23 protein-coding genes and 1 pseudogene are annotated in these 21393 nt (G+C 70.0%); 14 read left to right on the forward strand and 10 right to left on the reverse strand.

Annotated features, from left to right (window positions below; all coding sequences use genetic code 11):
* Positions 1-162 precede the first annotated feature (162 nt).
* The 8 genes from QF035_RS55835 to QF035_RS23870 all read left to right on the forward strand — a co-directional run bounded on the left by QF035_RS55835 (position 163) and on the right by QF035_RS23870 (position 8095).
* On the forward strand, positions 163-2403 hold the full coding sequence (locus tag QF035_RS55835) for an ATP-binding protein (RefSeq protein WP_373466708.1): 2241 nt from the start codon (positions 163-165) through the stop codon (positions 2401-2403).
* Between the two features lie 125 nt (positions 2404-2528).
* Entirely contained in the window at positions 2529-2918 is a 390-nt protein-coding gene (locus QF035_RS23840; protein ID WP_234048755.1) for a roadblock/LC7 domain-containing protein, read from the forward strand.
* Positions 2915-3271, forward strand: a complete 357-nt coding sequence (locus tag QF035_RS23845) for a DUF742 domain-containing protein (protein ID WP_143639742.1) — start codon at positions 2915-2917, stop codon at positions 3269-3271. Before QF035_RS23840 ends, QF035_RS23845 begins: the two co-directional genes overlap by 4 nt.
* 100 nt (positions 3272-3371) lie before the next feature.
* Positions 3372-4040, forward strand: coding sequence for a GTP-binding protein (locus QF035_RS23850; protein WP_307531375.1), 669 nt, complete (start codon positions 3372-3374; stop codon positions 4038-4040).
* Positions 4037-5311: a cytochrome P450 gene (locus QF035_RS23855; RefSeq protein ID WP_307522578.1), complete on the forward strand. Its 1275-nt coding sequence runs from the start codon at positions 4037-4039 to the stop codon at positions 5309-5311. Before QF035_RS23850 ends, QF035_RS23855 begins: the two co-directional genes overlap by 4 nt.
* Positions 5312-5653: 342 nt before the next feature.
* Positions 5654-6772, forward strand: a complete 1119-nt coding sequence (gene serC, locus QF035_RS23860) for a phosphoserine transaminase (RefSeq protein WP_307522579.1) — start codon at positions 5654-5656, stop codon at positions 6770-6772.
* Positions 6773-6933: 161 nt separating this feature from the next.
* Positions 6934-7494, forward strand: coding sequence for a DUF5753 domain-containing protein (locus QF035_RS23865; RefSeq protein WP_307522580.1), 561 nt, complete (start codon positions 6934-6936; stop codon positions 7492-7494).
* A 52-nt stretch (positions 7495-7546) separates the two neighbouring features.
* Positions 7547-8095, forward strand: coding sequence for a hypothetical protein (locus tag QF035_RS23870; RefSeq protein ID WP_307522582.1), 549 nt, complete (start codon positions 7547-7549; stop codon positions 8093-8095).
* 361 nt (positions 8096-8456) lie between these two features.
* On the opposite strand, the gene QF035_RS23875 is transcribed toward QF035_RS23870, so the two are convergent.
* The 5 genes and pseudogenes from QF035_RS23875 to QF035_RS23895 all read right to left on the reverse strand — a co-directional run bounded on the left by QF035_RS23875 (position 8457) and on the right by QF035_RS23895 (position 12952).
* The gene (locus QF035_RS23875) at positions 8457-8666 is read right to left on the reverse strand and encodes a DUF397 domain-containing protein (RefSeq protein ID WP_307522583.1); all 210 of its coding nucleotides are present in this window, start codon (positions 8664-8666) and stop codon (positions 8457-8459) included.
* A 336-nt stretch (positions 8667-9002) separates the two neighbouring features.
* Positions 9003-9132 (reverse strand): annotated as a pseudogene (locus tag QF035_RS23880) (ABC transporter permease); the annotation flags it as partial.
* 95 nt (positions 9133-9227) lie between these two features.
* Complete coding sequence (locus QF035_RS23885; RefSeq protein ID WP_307522584.1) at positions 9228-10781, reverse strand: cellulase family glycosylhydrolase; 1554 nt, start codon at positions 10779-10781, stop codon at positions 9228-9230.
* Between the two features lie 228 nt (positions 10782-11009).
* The gene (locus tag QF035_RS23890; RefSeq protein ID WP_307522586.1) at positions 11010-11876 is read right to left on the reverse strand and encodes an ABC transporter permease; all 867 of its coding nucleotides are present in this window, start codon (positions 11874-11876) and stop codon (positions 11010-11012) included.
* The gene (locus QF035_RS23895; RefSeq protein WP_307522588.1) at positions 11873-12952 is read right to left on the reverse strand and encodes an ATP-binding cassette domain-containing protein; all 1080 of its coding nucleotides are present in this window, start codon (positions 12950-12952) and stop codon (positions 11873-11875) included. Before QF035_RS23895 ends, QF035_RS23890 begins: the two co-directional genes overlap by 4 nt.
* Before the next feature lie 77 nt (positions 12953-13029).
* Between QF035_RS23895 and QF035_RS23900 the strand changes: the two genes are divergently transcribed.
* Positions 13030-13794, forward strand: a complete 765-nt coding sequence (locus QF035_RS23900; RefSeq protein WP_307522589.1) for a TetR/AcrR family transcriptional regulator — start codon at positions 13030-13032, stop codon at positions 13792-13794.
* A gap of 93 nt (positions 13795-13887) precedes the next feature.
* Here QF035_RS23900 and QF035_RS23905 read toward each other — a convergent pair whose 3' ends face one another.
* Positions 13888-14880: a WD40 repeat domain-containing protein gene (locus QF035_RS23905; protein WP_307522591.1), complete on the reverse strand. Its 993-nt coding sequence runs from the start codon at positions 14878-14880 to the stop codon at positions 13888-13890.
* An 88-nt stretch (positions 14881-14968) separates the two neighbouring features.
* Between QF035_RS23905 and QF035_RS23910 the strand changes: the two genes are divergently transcribed.
* The 3 genes from QF035_RS23910 (at position 14969) to QF035_RS23920 (ending at position 16851) form a co-directional block, all read left to right on the forward strand.
* Positions 14969-15652, forward strand: coding sequence for an SGNH/GDSL hydrolase family protein (locus QF035_RS23910; RefSeq protein WP_307522592.1), 684 nt, complete (start codon positions 14969-14971; stop codon positions 15650-15652).
* A gap of 88 nt (positions 15653-15740) precedes the next feature.
* Entirely contained in the window at positions 15741-16328 is a 588-nt protein-coding gene (locus tag QF035_RS23915; protein ID WP_307522594.1) for a Uma2 family endonuclease, read from the forward strand.
* 52 nt (positions 16329-16380) lie between these two features.
* Complete coding sequence (locus QF035_RS23920; RefSeq protein WP_307522596.1) at positions 16381-16851, forward strand: MarR family transcriptional regulator; 471 nt, start codon at positions 16381-16383, stop codon at positions 16849-16851.
* Between the two features lie 55 nt (positions 16852-16906).
* Here QF035_RS23920 and QF035_RS23925 read toward each other — a convergent pair whose 3' ends face one another.
* From QF035_RS23925 to QF035_RS23935, 3 genes are all read right to left on the reverse strand, one after another.
* The gene (locus QF035_RS23925) at positions 16907-17188 is read right to left on the reverse strand and encodes a hypothetical protein (RefSeq protein ID WP_307522597.1); all 282 of its coding nucleotides are present in this window, start codon (positions 17186-17188) and stop codon (positions 16907-16909) included.
* Between the two features lie 55 nt (positions 17189-17243).
* Positions 17244-18251: a hypothetical protein gene (locus QF035_RS23930; protein ID WP_307522599.1), complete on the reverse strand. Its 1008-nt coding sequence runs from the start codon at positions 18249-18251 to the stop codon at positions 17244-17246.
* Between the two features lie 105 nt (positions 18252-18356).
* The gene (locus QF035_RS23935; RefSeq protein WP_307522600.1) at positions 18357-18776 is read right to left on the reverse strand and encodes a hypothetical protein; all 420 of its coding nucleotides are present in this window, start codon (positions 18774-18776) and stop codon (positions 18357-18359) included.
* 83 nt (positions 18777-18859) lie between these two features.
* Here QF035_RS23935 and QF035_RS23940 point away from each other — a divergent pair, with 83 nt between their 5' ends.
* Positions 18860-19669: a helix-turn-helix domain-containing protein gene (locus QF035_RS23940; protein WP_307522602.1), complete on the forward strand. Its 810-nt coding sequence runs from the start codon at positions 18860-18862 to the stop codon at positions 19667-19669.
* Entirely contained in the window at positions 19666-19941 is a 276-nt protein-coding gene (locus tag QF035_RS23945) for a DUF397 domain-containing protein (protein WP_307522604.1), read from the forward strand. Before QF035_RS23940 ends, QF035_RS23945 begins: the two co-directional genes overlap by 4 nt.
* 138 nt (positions 19942-20079) lie before the next feature.
* Here the strand turns inward: QF035_RS23945 and QF035_RS23950 are convergent, their stop codons facing one another.
* Positions 20080-21372 (reverse strand): MFS transporter, encoded by a 1293-nt coding sequence (locus QF035_RS23950; RefSeq protein WP_307522606.1) that lies wholly within the window; start codon positions 21370-21372, stop codon positions 20080-20082.
* Between the last annotated feature and the right edge of the window lie 21 nt (positions 21373-21393).

The following is a 21393-nucleotide window of genomic DNA, read 5'->3' on the forward strand; positions in this document are numbered from 1 at the left end:
AGTGACCCCCGGCGGGCGAAGGAGGGCCGGCCCCCGGTTTGGGGACGACTTGTGAAAGCGGGCACGAATCCTGCCCGGTCCGATCACGAACTCCCATATAGTGACCGCCAGTTGAGCACCAGGTGTCGCATCCCGCCCAGGACACGACCGAGGACACGATTGATGACCGCGCCCACCCCGCAAGCGCGCCCCACCCCTGATCGGCCGTCTCCGGCGCACCTCGGCGGGGAACGACCTCGCCTGCGTGCCGTCGTGCTCGCCCCGCTCCTGGCCGCCGTACCGGCGGCGCTCGCCGTCGGCGCCGCGGTCGCCCTGGCCCCCGCGTCGGTACGCGTGCCCCTCGCCTGGGGCGGCAGCGCGGGCGTCGTCCTGCTGTGCGCGGCCGTCGCCCTGGCGAGCCGCGCCATGGCGACGTCGCGATTACTCGTCCGCCGCCTCGAAGCGGTGTCCCAGGAGGCCGGCCGGCTGCTCCAGGAGCACGCCCGCCTCACCGAGGAGTCGGCCCGCGAACGCGCGCGTCTGACCGACGACCACACCCGGGAACGCGCCCGCCTCGCCGAGCAGAACACCCACCAGAAGGTCCGCCTGGCCGCCGAACTCGACCGGGAGCGCGTCCGCCTCGGCGCAGAGCACGCGCGCGTGGCCGACGAACTGCGGCAGGCGAGAACCGAACGCGCCGCCGCGATCTCGGCGGCCGCCAACACCGCGGGACGGCTGCAGGCCCTGGCCACGAGCATGCTGGCCGATCTGCGTGCCATGGAGGAGCGGCACGCCGACGAGGACGTCCTCACCGACCTCCTCCACCTCGACCACCGCACCGCCCAGGCGGGCCGTCTCGCCGACTCCGTCGCCGTCCTCGCGGGTGCGCGCTCGGGCCGCCGCTGGGCGCGGCCCATCGTCATGGAGTCGATCCTGCGCGGCGCGATGGGCCGTATCAGCGGCTACCAGCGCGTACGAGTGCACTCGTCGAGCGAGGCCGCCGTCGCCGGGCACGCCGCCGAGGGCGTGATGCACGCACTCGCCGAAATCCTCGACAACGCCGCGAACTTCTCGCCTCCGACGGCCGAAGTGCACGTCTACGTAGAGGAGGTTCCGGCCGGAGTCATCGTCTCCGTGGAGGACAGCGGGCTGGTGATGGGCGAGGTGCAGCTGCGCCGCGCCGAACGCGCCGTCTCCGGCGAGGAGGCTGAACTCGGCGGCCTCAGCGGCACCCGGCTCGGCCTCGCGGTCGTCGGCCGCCTCTCCCGGAAGTACGGCCTGAAGGTCTCCTTCCGCCCCTCCGCACGCGGCGGCACGGGCGTCCTGGTGCTCATTCCCCAGGACATCCTCGCGAGCCCGGCCTCGACGGCGACGCCTCCGTCTACGCCTACGTCGACGCAGGCTCCGACTTGGACGCCCACTTCGGCTTCGACGTCGGCTTCCGGTTCAACGTGGGCTTCCGCTTCGACGTCGGCTTCGGTGCCTACTTCGGCCTCGACGTCGGCTTCGAGGCCGACTTCGACGAATGGCTCGGCTCCGGAGGCTGCACCGACGTCGGCTTGGGGTTCGGCGTCGGCGCCTGCCGCGGAGCCGACGTCGGCTTCGGCTTCCGCTTCGGATCAGACGCCGGCTTCCGACCCGGCTTCGGGTACAAGTGGCGGTGCGGGTGCGGGTACGAGTGGCGGTACAAGTGCGGGTGCTGGTACGGATGCCGCATCGGCTGCAGCACCGGCCACGGGCTTCACTTCGCCCCCGGCGCCGCCCCTGAGCCACGTACCGCCCGTGCCCCACGTACCGACGGCCACCCCGGCCTCGGCACCGGGCCCGGCCGTGGCCTGGGTCCAGATTCCGGCCGCGCATGACGCCTCTGAGACCCGTGGCACCCACGGGACCCACGGAACCCATGGCGCCAGCGACACTCACGCCGCTCACGCCGCCCGTCACGCCCGCGAGCCCGAGGCGTCCGACCCGGCGCCGCAGTCCTGGCCGCAGCCCCAGCCCTGGCCCCGCCCCCAGGAGTCGTACGCCGCCGCGCACGCCCGCTCCGACCTGGACCCGGAGCCCGTGCCGACCCATGGCTCCCCGCTCCAGCCCGTGGTCGCCGACCCCCTCGTCACCCTCCCCAAGCGCCGCCGGGGCCGAACCCTCGCGGAGGCGGAGGCCGAAGTGGAGGCCCAGCGCTCGCGCACCCGGCCGCCGACCGCGCTCGAGAACCCCGACGGATCCAACGGATCCGACGGCTCCGGCACCCCTTACTCCTCCTACTCCCCGGAGGCCCCCGGCTCCGCGCCCGACGACGTGATGACCCGCGCCGCCCGCTTCAGCAGTTTCCGCCAAGCCGTCCGAGGGACGTCGGCGGAGGAGCCCGTACAAGCCCGTACGAGCCCTGCCACCTCCCACCCGGAAAGCGACCCCACTTCATGACCGGCCCCACCGGCCCCACCGGCAGCACGGCAACGGCCGCCGTCGCCGCATCGGCGTCCGCCTCCACCACCTCCTACTCCTCCGCCTCCGCCTCCGCCTCCACCGAGGAGAAGCTGACCTGGCTCATGCAGGGCATGCTGGCGCGCACCCCCGGCGCCCGGCACGCGCTCGTGCTCTCCCGGGACGGCCTGAAGCTGTGTCGTACGCCGGAACTCTCCGTCGACCAGGCCGACCAGCTCGCCGCCATCGCCGCCGGTATCCAGTCGCTGTCCCACGGGGCGTCCATGGAGTTCGGGGACGGCACCGGGGGCGTACGGTCGGCGATGGCCGAGTTCTACGGCGGGGTCCTGTTCATCGTGGAGGCGGGCGAGGGCGCGCACTTGGCCCTGGTCACGGCCGAGGAGGCGGACCCGGGGCTCGTCGGGCACAACATGGCCGAACTCGTGGAACAGCTCGGCGAACACCTGAGTTCACAGCCTCGTACGTCACTGAGCGCGCAGCCACGCACGTCATGAGCCGGCCGGGCAGGGACGACGCGCCCGACCGGCTCTACACCGTCACGCAGGGACGCAGCCGGTCCACGCCCGGAACCCCGTTCGATCTGGTGACCCTGGTCGTCGCCGAGTGCGACGCGGTCCCCGGCATGCAGTCGGAGCACGCGGCGATCCTGCGCCTCGCCGAACGGCCCACCGCCGTCGCGGAGGTCGCCGCGGAACTGCGGCTGCCGGTCAGCATCACGAAGATCCTGCTCTCCGACCTCCTCGCCGAGGGCCGCGTCAGCGCCCGCCACCCGCGCAGGGCCGCAATCGCCGGCCGCCCCGATCCCGACATCCTGGAGCAGGTGCTCGTTGGACTCCGCAACCTCTGAACCAACCGCCGACGCCCGTACGCCCGACGCCCATGCGGCAGAGGACCGTGCGCCGGAGGACCCTGCACCCGAGGACCGTGCACCCGAGGTTCGTACGCCGCTGGAGGCGTCCGCCGACAACGGGCTGAAGATCGTGGTCGTGGGCGGTTTCGGCGTCGGCAAGACGACGATGATCCACTCGGTGAGCGAGATCCGCCCTCTCAGCACCGAGGAGACGATCACGGGGGCCGGCGGGACGGTCGACGACGTCAGCGCGGTGCCCGGCAAGTCCCGGACGACCGTCGCCTTCGACTTCGGCCGCATCACGCTCAGCGCGCGCACCGTGCTCTACCTCTTCGGCGCGCCCGGTCAGGAGCGCTTCTGGTACCTCTGGGACCGGCTCTTCACCGGCGCGCTCGGTGCGGTCGTCCTCGTCGACACCCGCCGCATCGACGACTCCTGGTACGCCATCGACCGGCTCGAACGCCTCGGTACGCCGTTCATCGTCGCCCGCAACGACTTCGGCGGCCCCGCCCACACACCCGAGCAGGTCCGCGACGCCCTCGACCTCGCCCCGCACATCCCGCTCGTCGACTGCGACGCACGCTCCCGCGACTCCGGCAAGCGTGTCCTGATCACCCTCATCGAGCACATCAAGAGCCTGTACCTCGCCGAGGACCCGCAGGTCATCGAGAGGGTGCGGGCCGCCAGGAGCCCGTACGCAGCCGAGGGCGCCGCCGGTACGCCGCAGGACCAAGCCACCGCACCCACGCAGGAGTTGGCCCGGTGAACCCCGGCGATCCCGCCCCCGTGCGCCTCAACGGGCCCCGGTTCCTGGCCGAACCCGCCGAGCTGTACCGGGAGTTGAGGCGCGAGCACGGTGCCGTGGCGTCGGTGCTGCTCGACGGGGACATCCCGGCCTGGCTCGTGCTCGGCTACCGCGAACTGCATCAAGTCACCGGGGATCCCGTGCTGTTCAGCCGCGACTCCGGCCTCTGGAACCAGTGGGACCGGGTACCCGACGACTGGCCGTTGCTGCCGGTGATCGGCCGCGGGCAGCCGTCCATCCTCTACACCGTCGGCGAACGCCATCGCGAGCGTGCGGCGATGGTCAGCGACGCCCTCGAAGCCGTCGACGCCTTCGAACTGCGTACCCTCGCCGAGCGGTTCGCCGACGAACTGATCGACGCGGTGTGCGCCAAGGGCGCGACGGACCTGGTCGCGGACTACGCGGCCCTGCTCCCCGTACGCGTCCTGGCCACCCTCTACGGCTTCGCCGACGAACAGGGCCCCGGACTCGTCGCCGCCCTGAACGACATGGTCGACGGCCACGAGGGCGCCATCGCCGGGCAGTTGCACGTGGCCGCCGCCATGGCCCACCTGGTGGCGGCCCGGGCGGCGCGCCCCGCGGACGACGTGGTCAGCCGAATGCTCGCGCGGGGACACACGGGAGGACACACGGGAGGCCCTGGTGGAGGGGCCGCGGGCGGCTTCACACACGAGGAGATCACCCAGGACCTGATGGTCATGATGGCCGCGGGGCACCAGCCGACCGCCGACTGGATCGGCAACTCGCTGCGGCTGATGCTCACGGACGAGCGGTTCGCGGCCTCGCTCTTCGGCGGGCGGCGCAGCGTCGCCGAGGCGATGAACGAGGTGCTGTGGGAGGACACGCCCACGCAGAACGTGGCCGGCCGCTGGGCCGCCCGCGACACGCGGCTCGGGGGTCGGGCCGTACGCGCCGGTGACCTCCTGCTCCTCGGCCTCCAGGCCGCCAACCACGATCCACAGGTCCGCACCCACAGCTCCGCCCTCACCGGCGGCAACAGCGCACACTTCTCCTTCGGCCACGGCGAACACCGCTGCCCGTTCCCGGCCCAGGAAATCGCGGAGGTCATCGCCCGCACAGCCATCGAGGTAGTCCTGGACCGCCTCCCGGACATAGACCTGGCCATCCCCGCCAAGTCCCTCACCCGCCGCCCCTCCCCCTGGCTACGAGGCCTGACCTCCCTCCCGGTCCGCTTCACTCCGGCCCCACCGGTCGGCGCCGCGCGCGCATAGCAACCACCTTTCCTCGCCCCGCCGCCCCTACCCTCCCCCACTCTCGGCTTCGCTCGAGCGGGAGGGACCCCCACCGTCCCTTACTCAGGGGCTCCGCCCCCGAACCCCCAAAAGACTGCGCGGTTCCCCGCGCCCCTAGGTCTTCAGGGGCGCGGGGAACTGCGCGACCAGCCACACGCAACCCGCACCCGAAATCGCACCCCACGGGGCCTGGGGCGGAGCCCCAGAGGGACGGGACGGGTAGGGGCGGCGGGGGCGAGGAAACCCGGCGCCACCCCGAAACGCGTCTCACCCGACGGACGACGTTTCACCCACGTTTCCGGAAACGGATACGCTCCCGTCGTGGCTGATATCCAGATCCCCGCTGACCTCAAGCCCGCCGACGGCCGTTTCGGCGCGGGCCCCTCCAAGGTGCGTACGGAGTCGCTCACCGCGCTCGCCGCGACCGGCACGTCCCTGATGGGCACGTCCCACCGCCAGGCCCCGGTGAAGAACCTCGTGGGGAAGGTCCGCGAGGGAGTGCGCGACCTCTTCCAGCTTCCCGAGGGCTACGAGGTCGTCCTCGGCAACGGCGGCTCCACCGCGTTCTGGGACATCGCGACGCACGGCCTGATCGAGAACAAGTCGCAGCACCTCACCTTCGGTGAGTTCAGCTCGAAGTTCGCGAAGGCCGCCAAGCTCGCCCCCTGGCTCGCCGACCCGGACGTCATCACCTCCGAGCCGGGCACCCACCCGGAGCCGGTCGCCCAGTCGGGCGTGGACGTCTACGCCCTCACGCACAACGAGACCTCCACCGGTGTCGCTGCCCCGGTAAAGCGCGTCGCGGGCGCCGACGAGGGCTCCCTCGTCGTCGTGGACGCGACGAGCGGCGCGGGCGGCCTGCCCGTCGACATCGCCGAGACCGACGTCTACTACTTCGCCCCGCAGAAGTCCTTCGCCGCGGACGGCGGCCTGTGGATCGGGATCTTCTCCCCGGCCGCCATCGAGCGCGCCGAGCGCGTCCACGCGAGCGGACGCCACGTCCCGGAGTTCTTCAGCCTGCCCACGGCGATCGACAACTCCCGCAAGAACCAGACGTACAACACCCCGGCCCTCGCCACCCTCTTCCTGCTGAACGACCAGCTTGAGTGGATCAACGGCCAGGGCGGCCTCGACTGGTCGGTCCGCCGCACGGCGACCTCCTCGCGCACGCTGTACGGCTGGGCCGAGGACGTCAAGTACGCGAACCCGTTCGTCACCGACCCGGCCAAGCGCTCGCAGGTCATCGGCACGATCGACTTCACCGACGACGTCGACGCGTCCGCCGTCGCCAAGGTCCTGCGCGCCAACGGCATCGTCGACACCGAGCCCTACCGCAAGCTCGGCCGCAACCAGCTCCGCGTCGCCATGTTCCCCGCGATCGACCCGGCGGACATCGAGTCCCTCACGAAGTGCATCGACTACGTGATCGAGAAGCTGTAACCGGTCAGGGTCCCCCCGACTCCTTCGGCAAGGCCTGGTCCACCAGCGGTTGTTGGCTGGTGGACCAGGCCTTTTCCGTATCCCCAGCAGGTTCCGAAGCATCGGCCGGGCACCCGACGACGCCGCTTCGCGATGCGTGACACACCATCACCGCGGACGCGTTGTTCGCCTACCACCCGACCTTCATTCCGGGTCTGCTGCAGACAGAGGACTACACCCGCGCCCTGCTGGAGAAGCGGAACTCACCCGAGCGTCTCGACGCCATCGTCGGCCTGCGCGGCGAGCGCCAGGAACGACTGCTGCGCGGGGACGAGAAGCCGGAACTGAACTTTCTGGTGGACGAGGCCGCGCTGCGCCGCTGGATCGGTGGACCGACCGTGATGCGCGCCCAGCTCGAATACGTGAAGGCCGCGGCGGAACACCCCCATGTCACCTTGGGCGTGGTGCCATTCACCGTCGGCGACCACCCGGTGCTGCGCAGTGGATCGATCGCACTGACCTTCACGGATGACGACGACGTGCTGTTCTCGGAGACTGCGAGCGGCGCTTTCACCACCCGGAACGACCAGTCGGTCGTCGACAACTACCTGACCGATTTCCAGAACTCCCGCACCGGAGCCCTCTTCGGGGACCGGATGACCGCCTTCATCGACGAGATCATCGCGCAATACCCGAACGGCCTCGCCGATATTTCGACAGGCCTGCCGGACAGCCCGTCCTAGTAGGAAGCGACATCCCCACTGGCAACAGTCGGGCAGAGACCGGGAGAGACCCGTGACGGGGTTCTTCACATGGATACGGGACCAACGGGTACGGCTCAGCGAGCGATTCGCCCTGCCCGAGCAAGGACCGGCTCGACAGCCCGGCGACGACCCGGACACGGATGATGTCGAAGTTCCCCCGCCCGCTCTCCTCGGCCCACCGCCGCTGACGGGCCGCCCACCGACCTGGCGCGACCTGATACGTGACGTCCTGTACGTGGACGCCGCACAGATCAACTTCCGCAGGACAAGCCTCTGGCTGGTGTTTCTGCTACCGGTGGCAGCCATCGTTGTGTGGGTGGTGGCGATGCTGCTCTCCGCCCTCACTCGCGCCGTCGACCCGGACGCGGCCACCCCCTCCATCCTTCAACTGGTATGGAGCATCGTCGGCTTGAGCGGCCTGACTGGCGGCTTCTGGACATGGCTTCGAATACGAGCGCGGCGTCAGGAGCAACTCCCCAACCCGCCGCCCATCGATCCAGCCCCTACCGATCCGGCGGCCGGTACTGGTCGGCAGGAGCCCGGGCCACAAGGTGCGGAAACCGGCGAGCCGCAGCCGTAGCCCCGCGATCAAGAAGCAGCCCCGCACCCGCCGCGGTGAGCGCGCCGACAACTGCCCAGACCCAGGGGCGGGCCTCGGAGGCAACAGTGAACGACAGGAGTACCCCTGCCGTGGTCGCTGTGCCGCCGGCTAATACACAGAGGACCACCATTACGACAGCGAGCGGCAATAGAGGCTTCGGCCCGCCTGTTTCCGCATTCCGCATCGCATGCGGTGGTCCGGTGGAATCCCCCATCACGTCCCCAGCCAGTCTTCCTTGGCGCCTCTGGTGGTGCTCTGGATGCTGTGTCGCCGAGAGCCCCAATCGAACCACATGCACCTCCCGCCCCGTCGGCCCCCTACGTCGAAGGCCGAAAATCACTCATCTCACGGTCGGGTCCGGATACCGCCTGCATAAGTTGTGCAGGAAGTTACTCCAAGTCGCGGGGCAGAATGCCACGTTCGGCCCAGTTGGACGCTTGGAGTCACGGACTCGGACCCCTCCCCCCTCGAAGGCGACTTCGACACAATCATCCGGGTCGGAGGCGCTGCTTTTGCGCCAGATGAGCACAGGAAGGTCCTCATCGGCCACCCTCGACTCCCTCGCGCCACCAGGCAGGCGACCTCACTCCCCGAGCCATGCATGTCCGAGATACCCCCGTATCTCCCACTGTTGCTTCCTCCCGCACGCTAATGCATCGGCAGGAAGCTCCGCAGGGTGACGGCGGGAGCGGCCAGAGCACGTCACAACCGAGCCGTCGATCACTCAATCCTGCTCCTATTTTGTCACTATTCAGGTTAGGGTCTCCAAACTCCTGGGGCCTAGGCGGAAACCGGCCCAGGCGGCGCGGGCCGGCCCGCACGGGAAGACAGCACCCCGGCAGCCCGGCCGCTGGAACCTCCGTACCTCCAGAGAAACGACGGTCGGCCAGTCCGGTATGAGCTGCCAGGGCGACGAAGACTCTGGAGATCATCGCCATCCGGAGCGCGACCGCGAACAGACCGCCCGCCGCCTCCGGGTTGGGCACGGGCAGCCCGAGCCACACTCCGAGCCAGAGACGGCAAACGCATGGGCAAGGGCGGCCGGCACGGCAACCGTGCCGTGCCGGGCGCCCCAGTCTGTGGCAATGGCGCCCGTCTCATGCCGCACGGCTCACGTCGCCGTGCAGCTCACCCCCGGCGCACCCCCGCCACCCGGCGCGCCACCGAACCCGAAGCTCGCCGAACCGCCCACCGTGAGCGTCCCGTTGTGGTCGGCGTTCGCGGCCGTGACAGTCGAACCGCTCTGCGTGTACGAGGCGTTCCACATGCTGGTGACCTTCTGACTGCCGGGCCAAGTCCAGGTGACCTTCCAGGACTTGAGGGCCACGGTGCCCGAATTGGTCACCTTCACCTCGGCGTTGAAGCCGCCGCCCCAGTCGCTGCTGACGGTGTAGGCGGCGGTGCAGGCCGCCGTGCCCCCGCCGGGATCGCCAGGGTCGCCGGGGTCACCCGGATCGCCCCCGCCGCTCGGAAAGCCCGGTGCCTTCACGCTCGCCAGGTATCCGTCCTTCACCGTGTCCACGGTCGTCCAGTCGTCCTTCAGGATCCCGCCCGTGTCACCGGAGTTGGGGTTCCAGGACCAGAAGGTCCAGGAGATGCTGTCGGCTCCGTACGTGCTGGTGGGCCGGAGGTAGCTCACCAGTGCGGCAAGCCACTTCTGGTCGATCGTCGACTGGAGTGTCGTGCCGAACTCGCCCACCCACACCGGGGCGATGTTCTGCTTGAAGATGTAGCCCCAGTACTTGTCCCAGATGCCGGGCATGTTGGCGGGGAAGGTGGGGTCGCTGAACCAGCTCTGCTGGGCGACGCTCGTGGCGTAGTCGTGGGCCGAGTAGACGACCCGGTTCGGGACGTCCAGCTGGACGGGGTACTGGGCGACGCCCATCAGGTTGCCGCCCCACCAGCCGGACACGCCGTTGAACGTCTGCACGCCCTCCACGAAGATCAGCAGCTCGGGGTTGACGGACAGGACCGCGTTGCCGGCGCGCTGGGCGGCCAGCCGCCAGTCCCTCGTCGTGTCGCCGCAGCCCCAACAGGCGGGATCGTGCGGCTCGTTGTGGAGGTCGATGCCGATCACCGTGGAGTTGCCCCGGTAACGGGTCGCCAGGGCCTTGAGGTTGGCGATCCACGTCGACTCCGGTACCGCGGAGGTGTACCAGAGCGCCGACTGGCCGGCCGCGTCCGGACGATGCCGGTCCAGTACGACCTTGAGGCCGCCCTGACCTGCGTACGCCACGATCCTGTCCATGATCTGGAGGGAGCCGAGGCCCTGGAGGTCGGCGTTCTTGCCGCCGGAGAAGTCGATGCTGTTGGGGACGGTGCCGCTCTTGAAGAGGTCGTCGCTGTACGGCAGCCGGATGGTGTTGTAGCCCAGCGACTTCATCTGGTCGATCATGCTCTTGTAGTCGCGCGTCCAGAGGCCGTGGGGGGTGTGGTTGGCGGTCTCGAAGCCGAACCAGTTGATGCCGGCGATCCGTACGGGCTGACCGGCCGCGTCCAGCATCTGCCGGCCGCTGGTGTGCCAGTAGCCGGCTCCGGCGGCCGCCGCCCCGGCCGCCCGGTCCGCGGGAGCCGCCGGGTCGGCGTGGGCCGTCTGTACGCCGGCCAGGATCAACAGGAGCGCCGCGGCGGCAGCACACAGCGCTCTTCGCAAGCTGCGGAACATGTCGCTGCTTCCTCTCGGGAGGCGCGGGCCCGGAACGGGTGGGAGCGCTCCCACCACACCGCGCACCCCCATGGAAGGGATCCTGCGTGGACACGTCAAGAAGTTGTGCGGTGTTCGGGACACTTGAGGTCCCGAACACCGCACGCCCCGAACACCGCACGCCCCCGTAACCTCACAACTGCGTCCGGCCTGAGCCGACTTGGGACGACCTGGGCCGACCGTGATCGATTACTTGCTGAGCTTCTGGAACCTCCGTACCGCCAGCGGGACGAAGATCAGGGTGAGGACCAGCGGCCAGACGGCCGACATCAGCAGCGCGTGCTGCTCGACCCACGAGTCGCCGCTGCCCACCGGCGTGCCGAACAGTTCGCGGGTGGCCGCGGCCGTCGACGAGATCGGGTTCCAGGCCGCCACATGGCCGAGCCAGTCCGGCATCAGCTGCGGGGCGACGAAGATGCTGGAGATCATCGTGAGCGGGAACGCGACCGCGAACAGACCGCCCGCCGCCTCCGGGTTGGGCACGAGCAGCCCGAGCCACACCCCGAGCCAGATCAGCGCGAACCGCAGCCACAGCAGCAGCGCGAAGGCCCCCAGGAAGCCGAAGCCGCCGTCGGGCCGCCAGCCCATGGCGACGGCGGTGAGCATCAGGATCGTCAACTCCGCGCAGGCGACGATGAGATCGGTGACCCCGCGCCCGGCGACGACCGCGGACGGCGCCATCGGCATGGAGCGGAACCGGTCGATGACGCCCTTCGTGGAGTCGTACACGACGAGCGTCGCGGTGTTGATGAACCCGAAGGCCATCGTCATCACGAACATGCCGGGCATCAGGAAGTCCCGGTAGTCGCCGCCGCCCGGCACCTTCATCGCACTGCCGAACACGTACCCGTACAGCAGCACCGACAGGATCGGGAAGCCCAACTGCCAGGCGATGTTGATGGGTTGGCGCTGGTAGTGGGTGAGCCCGCGCCGGACGACGTTCCAGCAGTCGGCGAGCACCCAGTACGCGCGGCCGTGGTCGCTCTGCGCGGCCGGGGCCGGGGCTGGGCCGTCCGGTCCGGGGGTGACCTGTGCGGTCGGGTCGAGGGTGGTCATGCCGCCTCCTTCTCGTTCGGCACGTCCGTCTCGTCCGTCTCGTCCGTCTCGTTCGGCACGTTCGTCTCGTTCCGTGCGTTCGTCTCGTTCCGCACGTCCGTGCGGTGGCCGGTCAGGCGCAGGAACACGTCGTCGAGGCTCGGCCTGCGCAGCCCGATGTCCTCCACGCGCACGCCCTCGTCCTGGAGGGTGCGGGCCACCTCGGTGAGGGCCGCGACCCGGTCGGTCACGGGCGCGTGCACCCTCAACTCGGTCTCGTCCGACTCCGGTTCGCCGTCCGAGACCCGGGCCACGACCTTCACCGCCCGCGCGATGTCGGCCCGCTCGGCGACCACGACCTCGATCCGGTCGCCGCCCACCGTGCTCTTCAGCCCGTCCGGGGTGTCGTCGGCGATGGACCGCCCCTGGTCGATCACGGTGATGTGCGAGGCGAGCTTGTCGGCCTCCTCCAGATACTGCGTGGTCAGCAGCACGGTGGTGCCGCCGGTGACCAACGCCCGTACGGAGTCCCAGACTTCACCCCGGCCGCGCGGGTCGAGCCCGGTCGTCGGCTCGTCCAGGAACAGCACCCTCGGCGTGAGGATCATCGACGCGGCGAGGTCGAGGCGCCGCCGCATGCCGCCGCTGTACTTCCCGACTCCCCTGTCCGCGGCGTCGGTCAGGTCGAACTGCTCCAGCAGCTCGCCCGCCCGCAGCCGCGCCCGGCGCCCGCCCAGGTGGAACAGCCGGCCGAACATCTCCAGGTTCTGCCGGCCGGTGAGCACCTCGTCCACCGCCGCGTACTGACCGGTGAGCCCGATCCGGGCCCGCACCTCCCGCGGCTGCCGTGCGACATCCAGGCCCGCCACCCGAGCACTTCCCCCGTCCAGCTTCACCAGCGTGGAGAGGATGCGGACGGCGGTCGTCTTGCCCGCGCCGTTCGGCCCCAGCAGGCCGTGCACCGTGCCCTCCCGCACGGCCAGGTCGAAGCCGTCGAGGGCCCGCTTCTCCCCGTACCGCTTCTCCAGCCCCACGGCGCTCACCGCGTAACCGCTCACAGCACTCCCCCATCCCTGAAACCCGCTTCTGAAGCCCATCCCTGAAACTGAGTACGCCGTACCCCATTGAGAGTACACCGTACCCAGTTCTGGCCCAAGGGATTATTCTGAGGTCCATGACAAGCGGCTCGGGCGGCACGGAGACCAGCGGGAGCGGAGACATCGTCCGCACCCTCCACCTGCTGTGGGACACGGGCCCCCGGCCCAGCCGCGGACCCAAGCCGGGCCTCACGCTCGACCGGATCGTGGAAGCGGCGGTCCGGATCGCGGACACGGAAGGGCTGGAGGCCGTCTCGATGCGCCGGCTCTCCACGGAGCTCGGCACCGGCACGATGTCCCTCTACCGGTACGTTCCCGGCAAGGGCGAGCTGCTCGACCTGATGCTGGACCGCGTCCAGCGCCCGGGCGAGGACACGTCCGTCTTCGGCGACAACTGGCGCTCGGCCCTGGAGGTGCTCGGCCGCGAAAGCCTCGCCCTCTACCAGCGCCACCCGTGGCTACTGCAGGTCAACCAGTCCCGCCCGGTCCTCGGCCCCAGCGCCATCGACGGCATGGAGAAGGTGATCTCCCAGATCAAGTCCATGGGCCTGAGCGACCCGGAGCTGGTCTCGGTGGTCATCATGATCGACTCGTACGTCACCGGCGCCGCCCGCTCCCAGCTGTACACGCAGGAGGCGGAGCGCAGGACGGGTCTGACGGACGCGGAGTTCTGGGCCGCCCAGGCCCCGATCCTGGAGCAGGTCATGACCGGCGGCCGCTACCCCGTGATGGCCTCACTCACCGAGGACGCCTTCGGCTCCGACTTCGACCACTTCGACTTCGGCCTGCAGCGGATCCTGGACGGCTTGGAGGCACTGGTGGAGCGCAGGGGCGCCCGCTAGGGGCGCCCTTCAGGGGCGCGGGGAACTGCGCGACCAGCCACGGCCGGCCCGCACTGTCAGGCGGCCCTCACCCCCCCTGCGGCCCGCGGAGCGCTAGTCGCGCCGCAGCAGTCGCTTGAGACCGTAGATGACGGCCAGGGCGACCACCAACGCAACGGCCCCCATCTTGATGTCGGCGTTCATCCCGTCACCACCGCCACCCCCGTCGGCCGAACTGCCTTCCCCGGAAGGCGACTTACCGTCTCCGCCGCCCCCGCCCGGCACGTTCCCCGGTTCCACCGAGCTGTCCGAGCCCTCACTCCCGTACAGCAATGTGGATCCGTCGGGGGTGTACGCCATCGACTCGCCCTGCCCCTGGAGCGGCACGCTCAGCCGCCCCTCCTTCTTCACCTTCCCGCCGTTCCAGTCGTACGCGAGGCCGCCGAAGTAGCCGCGTACGGCGAGCTGCTTGCCGTCGGGGGAGAAGGCGCCGTCGGTGACCCAGAGGTCGATGGCGCCGATGCGTTTGAAGGTGTTGGTGCCGGAGGGGGTGAGCTTGGCGGGCCCCTCGTACAGCCCTCCCCCGTCCTCGTTCTTCGAGACGATGTAGACGCGTCCGGTCTTCGGGTGGACCATCAGCGCCTCGGCGTCCCGCGCCCCGTCGGCGTACTTCACGTCGTACTGCGTGGCGCGGACGGTCTGGTTCTTGAGCTGCTTGGGCTCGGGCAGCTCGTAGATCCAGACGTGGTCCCAGGTGCCGCCGAGGTTGTCGCCGATGTCACCGACGTAGAGGTGGCCGTTCGGGCCCATGGAGATGGCCTCGACGTCCCGGGGCCGGCCGACGCCCGTCATCGTGACCGTGGCGACGGTCTCGCCGGTCTTGCTGTCGACGGCGTAGAGGAAGGCCCCGTCGTCGCTGTCGTTGTGGGTCCAGTAGACGCCGGGGTGGGCGCGGGAGGCGACGAGCCCGCTGGACTCGGTGATCCGGGGATCCTTGATCGTGAACCCGTCCGCCCCCTCCGAACCGGCGCTGTCGGCGGCAACGGCGGGCGCGACGAGCACCCCGGCGAGGAGGGCCCCGAAAAGGAACGCAAGCGAGCGACGCATGCCCCAAGCCTGCCATCCCCGCCGCCGGTTCAGCGGGCGTGTCCAGCCTCACACCCTGCCTCTCACGCTGATCGTCCATGATGAGCGGATGCTCAGGTTCATGCCCGTCGGCGATTCCATGACCATCGGAAGCGCGGGTGAACACACCTGGCGTTACCGGATGTGGCAGCACCTGCGCGCGACGTACGGCGGCCCCTTCAAGATCGTCGGCCCGCGCGAGACGCTCTACGACAAGGCCACGGAGACCGCCGACTCGTACGAGTACGCCGACCGGGACTTTCCCCTCGCCCATCTGGCGGGGTGGGGCGAGGGCTGGCACCACCTGACCCCGCTGATCGCGGACGCGGTCCGCAGGTCGCGCGCGGACGTGCTCCTGGTCTCCCTCGGCCTGATCGACCTGGGCTTCTACACGAACGCGGCCCAGACGGCGGAGAACGCCCGCACCTTCATCGCCGAGGCCCGCTCGGCGAACCCCCGCGTGGCGATGGTCCTCCTCCCGGTGATCCCGAACACGAGGGCGGAGACGGACGCGCCCTTCGCCCGCGAGGTCAACCTCTTCAACGAACTCCTCGCGAAGACGGTCGCGGACCTGGACGAGCCCGCGTCCCCCCTCCTCCTGGCCTCGGTCCCGCCCTCGTACGACATCACCCACGACACGTACGACGGCACCCACCCCAACCCCTCCGGCGAACACAAACTGGCGGCCTCCTTCGCCGAGGCGATGCATCAGGCGTGGGACGTGGGCGAACGGTACGAGGCCGAAAGCGACTGACCGAATCACGGCGTGCCCTGGTCACCGTGCGTATCGTTGTACTGCGCGGCTGCACTCGTCCGAGGAGCGGCCGGGGAGGAGCGCCACGATGACCGTCCTGGAAGACAGGATCGAGATGGCCGACACGAACGTCGATCGCCTGGACCAGTGGTTCGCGCGACTTGAGCGGATGCCCGTCCCCGAGGGAATCAAGGTCGAGATCGTCGGGGGTAACGTCTTCATGACGCCGCAGCGAAGCGTCCACTGGCACGTCATCCGGAGGATCATCCGGGCGTTGGAGGACAGGTTCGGCATGGACGTCGAGGCATTGTCCGACGTGCGGATCGACTTCCCCGGTCACGAGAACGGCTTCTGCCCCGACGTGGTCAAGATGCGTGACGGCGCTACGGATGGCACCGAAGGCCGCTGGCGTCACGAGGATGTCGAATTCGTCGCCGAGGTCATCTCAAGGGGGACGGCCCAGAACGACTACGGCCCCAAAAAGGACGCCTACGCCGCCGCCGAAGTCCCCATCTACCTCATCGCCGACCCGTACCAGGGCAAGTGCCACCTCTTCACGCAGCCCAAGGACGGGGAGTACATCAGCGAACTCTCCCTCGCCTTCGGCGCGGACGTCGACATGACAGGCACGGTCCTCGACCTCACCCTCAAGACGGACGAGTTCCCGCGGGACTGACACCTCGGCACACTCTTGACCTCAACCAAACTTGAGCTCCTACGGTCGGCCCATGACCACACAGCGGCTCACCCCGTACCCCCGTCAGCAGCTCGCCGCTCAGCCCATCGGTTACTGGACGGGCGCCGCCCACCGTGAGGTGGTGGGCCGGATACGCAAGGAGCTGGCGACGGAGTCGCTCACCCAGCCCCACTGGTGGATTCTCAACCACGTCGCCGCGTCCCCGGCCCACTGGACCCGCGCCGAACTCGCCGCCAAGCTCACCCGCTACGACGACCAGGGCATCGACTTCACCGAGGTCTTCGCCGACCTGGCGGGCCGCGGCTGGACGACAGAGGACGCCACAGGCACCCTCACCCTCACCGAGGCGGGAGAAGCCGGCCGCATCCGCGCCAAGGAGCGCAACCTCCGGGCCCACGAGCAGACACATGCCGGGATCACCGAGGAGGAGTACGTGGCCACGCTCGACGTTCTGCGCCGGGTGATAGCGAACCTGGGCGGGGACAGCGACCTGCCGGAGTAGGTCCGGCGGCCTTACGTTCCGCTCCCGCAGCCGTCACACCTGCGTCCGCCCACCGTCAGTACTTTGATCGCAGCGCGATCGCCAGGTCGGCGAAGTCGATGGTGAGGGCCTTGGCGTCCGCGTCGGTGGCCCTGTCGGCGAGAGACTGCGTCCACCAGTGGTCGAGGAACGCCTCGAAGGCGGACCCTTCCGAGAGGGTCGCCAGTTCGGTGTCGAGGTCCGGCAGCCGGTCGGGGCGGAGGGCCGCGCGGATTCCCTCAAGGTTGCGCGGAACCACGGGCCCGGTGAAACCGACGGCCTCGCGGGCCTCCTGAAGGATCTCGCTCCATGCCGCCATGTCCCTGCTCCTCTCCGAGGCCGCCTTCCGGGCTGCGGCAGCAGCGTATGACGCGCTACGCACCGGCGGCACACTCCTGCACACGCGTCCCCCACTCTTCGGAGAGCGGCTGGAAAGTCGCCTCGAACGCGGCCGCCGTGCGGCAGCGGAGGCAGTGGGTTTCGTCGTTGCGGGGGCGGAAGACGTGTTCGTTGCCGGGGCCCGGGCAGGTCACCAGGGCCCGCCGGGCCGGAGCCGGGGCCCACTCGGGCGGCGGAGTGGGAGTCACCTGGCACCTCGCCGCCGGAAGCTTCTCGATCAGGCGGTGGCGCAGGAACCCGACCGCCGAACGGACGCCGCCCGCCGGGAGGCCGCTCGTCAGGGCCCGGCGGAGGTCCGGCGCCGAGACACCCCGCCGCAGCCACTCCGCCGCCGCGTCGGCCAGGAGACGGGCCTCCCGTACGCCGAGGAGCAGATCCCGGTGCGCGTGGCGCAGGGACAGCAACACCCCTTCCGCCTCGGTGAGTTCGGGGGCGACCCCGAGGGCCTGGGCGGGGGTGGACTCTGGCTCTGGCTCCTCGCCAGTGGCCGCAATGGCGGCTTCATCGGCGTCCGGGGCCCGGTCTTCGGGTGGTGGGTGGGGAAGGTTCTTGTCTCCCAAGTCTTCCGTCTTGGGAGAGTCACCGACCGTCCGTTCCCCCGGCCCGCCGACCGTCGGAGGACGCTCACTCGGTACGTCCGCGTCCGCCCCTCCCTCGCGGGCCCGGGACGCCTCGTCACGCGTGAGGGTGACATTGGTGAGGAGTTGTTCCGTGACCCAGCGGCCCCGCGCACCCTGCTCACGCCACTCGTGCAAGTAACCGCAGTCCGCGAGGAGTTGCTTGGCCTTCTGGTAGGCCCGGCCCTTCAGCCCCAGCCTGGCCGCGTGTTCGCTGAGCGGCTTGGGGGCGGCGGCCTCGGACTCGGGGAGCCCCTGCACGTACAGCAGCAGAACCTTCGCGTCACTGTTGAGCCGCGAGTGCCGTACGACGTCGTGTGAAGCCTTCGTGTAGCGCCGAACCGGCGCGATAGCATGCCGAAGCATCTCTGGTGGACGTCCATCCACTAGGAGTGAAGGTCCTCGGTCGGTGTTGGTAGCACCTCCGGGGACCGCTCCGTACACGGATGCGCACGGAGTGTGATGTCGCGGTCACCGTACAGCACCGGCCAAGCGACTCACCACTTCGTGCAGCAACCCCGCATCCACGAACGGCACTTCGGCCGTCGGCTCCGACCTCCACTCCAACGGCCAGGTCAACCCACCCAGCGCGGGCACCCCCACGTACGCCCATCCCCGTGCGCCGCGCCCCAGGGCCCGCGCCCCGGAGGGCCAGCGGTAGCCGGTGACACTTTGCGGGGGCAACAGGAAGTACATGTACCGGTGCCCCGTCGCTTCGCGGATGATCGGGCCCGCCTGGAAGTCCGTGAACTGCATCAGCTCGTACGCCACTTGTTCTGCGAGTACGTCCGCGATGCGTACGGCGTCGAAGTGGATGCCGGCGTGACGGAGGCCGTGGCCGGAGGCGGGGATCCAGGCGTGGAGGACGGCGGGGGGAGTTTTCGGGTTCATGGAGCAAATGCTTACGGGCCGTCACATACTGTGACCAGGGTTACGCAAGGTCCGTGCACCTCTGTGCACTTGGGGAGGTCGCTGTGCACTCCAGTGAACGCGGGTCGGAGTCCTTCGGTGTGCTGTTGCGGTTCCACCGCGAACGGGCCGGGATGACGCAGGAAGGGCTCGGCGGTCACGTCGGGTATTCCAAGTCGCAGGTGGCGATGGTGGAGCGCGGCGAGCGACCGCCCAAGGGCAAGCTGGTCGAGACCGCGGACCAGGTGCTGGGTGCACAAGGTGCACTACTGGTGTTGGCGGAGAAGGAGTTCGGGGGGAACGGGCTCCGGCCATGGACGGAGGACTACCTTGCGGAGGAGAGGAAGGCTTCTGCGCTGCACGTGTACCAGACCCATCTGATCCCCGGTTCGCTCCAGACCGAGGCGTACGCACGGGCTGTCTACACCTGCAATCGCTACCCGACCCTGGACGACGACGAGATCGAGAAGCGGGTCGCATCCCGGCTGGAGCGGCAGCAGCTCTTCGAGCGCAAGCCTTCGCCGAGCGTCAGCTACGTACTCGAACAGAGCACGCTCACACGGCCGTTGGGCAGTCCGGCGACGCTGAAGGTACAGCTGGACCACGTCCTCGCCATCGGCCGACTCCGCCACGTCGAGGTCCAGGTCATGCCGCACAACCGGCAGACGCACGCCGGACTGAACGGCCCCATGATCCTGCTGGAGACAACCGAGCGTCACCAGCTCGCCTACATCGAAGGGCCGAGCGGCGGCTACTTCGTGAGCGAACATCCTGACCTAGGAGACCTGTTCGGCAAATATGGCATTCTGCGGGCACAGGCCCTCACTCCCGAGGAGTCCGCGAAGCTGATCGAAGAGGTGGCGCGGGAGCTATGAGCACGGACCTCGACTGGTTCAAGAGCAGCTACAGCGGCGGCGAGGGCGAATGCTTGGAAGTCGCCCTGCAGTGGTCCAAAAGCAGCTACAGCGGCAGCGAGGGCGAATGCATCGAGATAGCCATAGCCCAGACCGCCCCCGCCACCCCCACCACCATCCACATCCGCGACTCCAAAACCCCCACCGCCCCCACTCTCAAGGTCACCCCCACCGCTTGGTCCGCCTTCCTCCCATACGCCTCCGCGCGCGGCGGACGCAACCGTGACTCGTGATGACCAGGTCACCCGCACCTTCGCCCCGCCCGACGCCGCGAGCAGGCAGCGCAAGCGCGCAGCATTCTTGAACTGGCTGGCGGAAGGCGGTCTACCCGATCTCACGGGCCTCGTGGAGAAACCCCAGCCCGAGGGAGCTCACCCCTCCGACGCCCCGCTGGGCGCCTCCCGAGGCGAGGCCGATGCCCCCGTACCCGTACCCGTACCCCCGTGACCCTCCGGCGCCCGCAACGAACGAACCTGCGGCGAAAGCAGCGCCAGCGCCGTCGCCCCCACCACCATCGCCGAACACCCCGCCAGAGCGGCCCCCGTGCCCACCGCCGAAGCGAGCGGCCCCGCGGCCAGGAGGCCAAGCGGTGCGAAGGCCAGGGAGCCGAACCATTCGTACGAGCTGACGCGGGAGATGATCTCCTCGGGGATCTCGCGGTGGAGGGTCGTGGTCCACAGGACGCTGAAGACGTCCGCGGAGAGGCCCGCGCAGAACATCGCCAGGGCCACCGTCCAGACGGGCGCGCGGAGCGCGAGCAGGGCGATCGGTACGGCCGCCGGGAACGTGGCCAGGACCGCCACGAGTACGGGCCGGGAGACGCGGACGCGGGCGGCCAGGCCCGCCCCCGCGATCGTGCCAAGGGCCTGCGCGCCGACGATCAGTGACCAGGCACGGGCCCCGCCGAAGTGCTCCTCGGCGACCAGAGGCCCGAGCACGCCGACGTTGGCGTTGAGGGCGGCAACGACGAACGCGTACTGGGCGACCACGGCCCACAGCCACTGCCGGGAGGCGAACTCCCGCCAGCCGTCCCGCAGATCGGCCCAGCCGGAGGACGCCTCCCTCGGGCGGGCCGTCACCCGCAGCCCCCTGATGAGGAGCGCGCTGAGCGCGAAGGAGGCCGCGTTGAGAGCCAGCGCCCAGCCGGCTCCGACGAACGCGACGGTCACGCCCGACAGCGCGAGGCCCAGCAGCATCGAGGAGTTGGTGCCCATCTGCAGCAGGCCGTTGGCCCGTTGCAGCCGCTCCGAGGGAACGATCAGCGGGACCACACCCGTCATCGCCGGCGCGAACAGCGCGGTCGCCGTCCCCGCCAGGACTGCAAGGAGGCACATCGCCGTCAGCGGTGCGTGCCCGGTGAGCACCATCGCGGCCAGACCCGCGTAGGCGGCGGCTCCGAGGAGGTCGGACACCACCATGAGCCGCGAACGCGACACCCGGTCCGCGATCACACCGCCGACCAGGATGAACACCAGCTGCGGCAGCGCCTGACAGGCCAGCACCAACGACAGGCGGCCAGGACCGGCCCCCGGCAGCGCCAGCACCGCGAACGCCAGCGCCACCCGCGCGAAGGCGTTCCCCAGCACCGAGACCGTACGGGCCGAGAACAGCAGCACGAACCGGCGGTCGCGCCGGAGTGACGGATCGGCACCGGGGGTTGTCATGGGCGGACACCCTAGGAGTGG

Origin of the sequence: Streptomyces umbrinus (assembly GCF_030817415.1) — a bacterium.
Classification (GTDB): domain Bacteria; phylum Actinomycetota; class Actinomycetes; order Streptomycetales; family Streptomycetaceae; genus Streptomyces; species Streptomyces umbrinus_A.

Bases quoted from the DNA above. Each gene is read 5' to 3' on its own strand.
- QF035_RS55835 (WP_373466708.1), top strand. From the start codon at position 163: ATGACCGCGCCCACCCCGCAAGCGCGCCCCACCCCTGATCGGCCGTCT.
- QF035_RS23840 (WP_234048755.1), top strand. From the start codon at position 2,529: ATGCAGGGCATGCTGGCGCGCACCCCCGGCGCCCGGCACGCGCTCGTG.
- QF035_RS23845 (WP_143639742.1), top strand. From the start codon at position 2,915: ATGAGCCGGCCGGGCAGGGACGACGCGCCCGACCGGCTCTACACCGTC.
- QF035_RS23885 (WP_307522584.1), bottom strand. From the start codon at position 10,781: ATGTTCCGCAGCTTGCGAAGAGCGCTGTGTGCTGCCGCCGCGGCGCTC.
- QF035_RS23890 (WP_307522586.1), bottom strand. From the start codon at position 11,876: ATGACCACCCTCGACCCGACCGCACAGGTCACCCCCGGACCGGACGGC.
- QF035_RS23895 (WP_307522588.1), bottom strand. From the start codon at position 12,952: ATGGGCTTCAGAAGCGGGTTTCAGGGATGGGGGAGTGCTGTGAGCGGT.
- QF035_RS23900 (WP_307522589.1), top strand. From the start codon at position 13,030: ATGACAAGCGGCTCGGGCGGCACGGAGACCAGCGGGAGCGGAGACATC.
- QF035_RS23905 (WP_307522591.1), bottom strand. From the start codon at position 14,880: ATGCGTCGCTCGCTTGCGTTCCTTTTCGGGGCCCTCCTCGCCGGGGTG.
- QF035_RS23910 (WP_307522592.1), top strand. From the start codon at position 14,969: ATGCTCAGGTTCATGCCCGTCGGCGATTCCATGACCATCGGAAGCGCG.
- QF035_RS23915 (WP_307522594.1), top strand. From the start codon at position 15,741: ATGACCGTCCTGGAAGACAGGATCGAGATGGCCGACACGAACGTCGAT.
- QF035_RS23920 (WP_307522596.1), top strand. From the start codon at position 16,381: ATGACCACACAGCGGCTCACCCCGTACCCCCGTCAGCAGCTCGCCGCT.
- QF035_RS23925 (WP_307522597.1), bottom strand. From the start codon at position 17,188: ATGGCGGCATGGAGCGAGATCCTTCAGGAGGCCCGCGAGGCCGTCGGT.
- QF035_RS23930 (WP_307522599.1), bottom strand. From the start codon at position 18,251: ATGCTTCGGCATGCTATCGCGCCGGTTCGGCGCTACACGAAGGCTTCA.
- QF035_RS23935 (WP_307522600.1), bottom strand. From the start codon at position 18,776: ATGAACCCGAAAACTCCCCCCGCCGTCCTCCACGCCTGGATCCCCGCC.
- QF035_RS23945 (WP_307522604.1), top strand. From the start codon at position 19,666: ATGAGCACGGACCTCGACTGGTTCAAGAGCAGCTACAGCGGCGGCGAG.
- QF035_RS23950 (WP_307522606.1), bottom strand. From the start codon at position 21,372: ATGACAACCCCCGGTGCCGATCCGTCACTCCGGCGCGACCGCCGGTTC.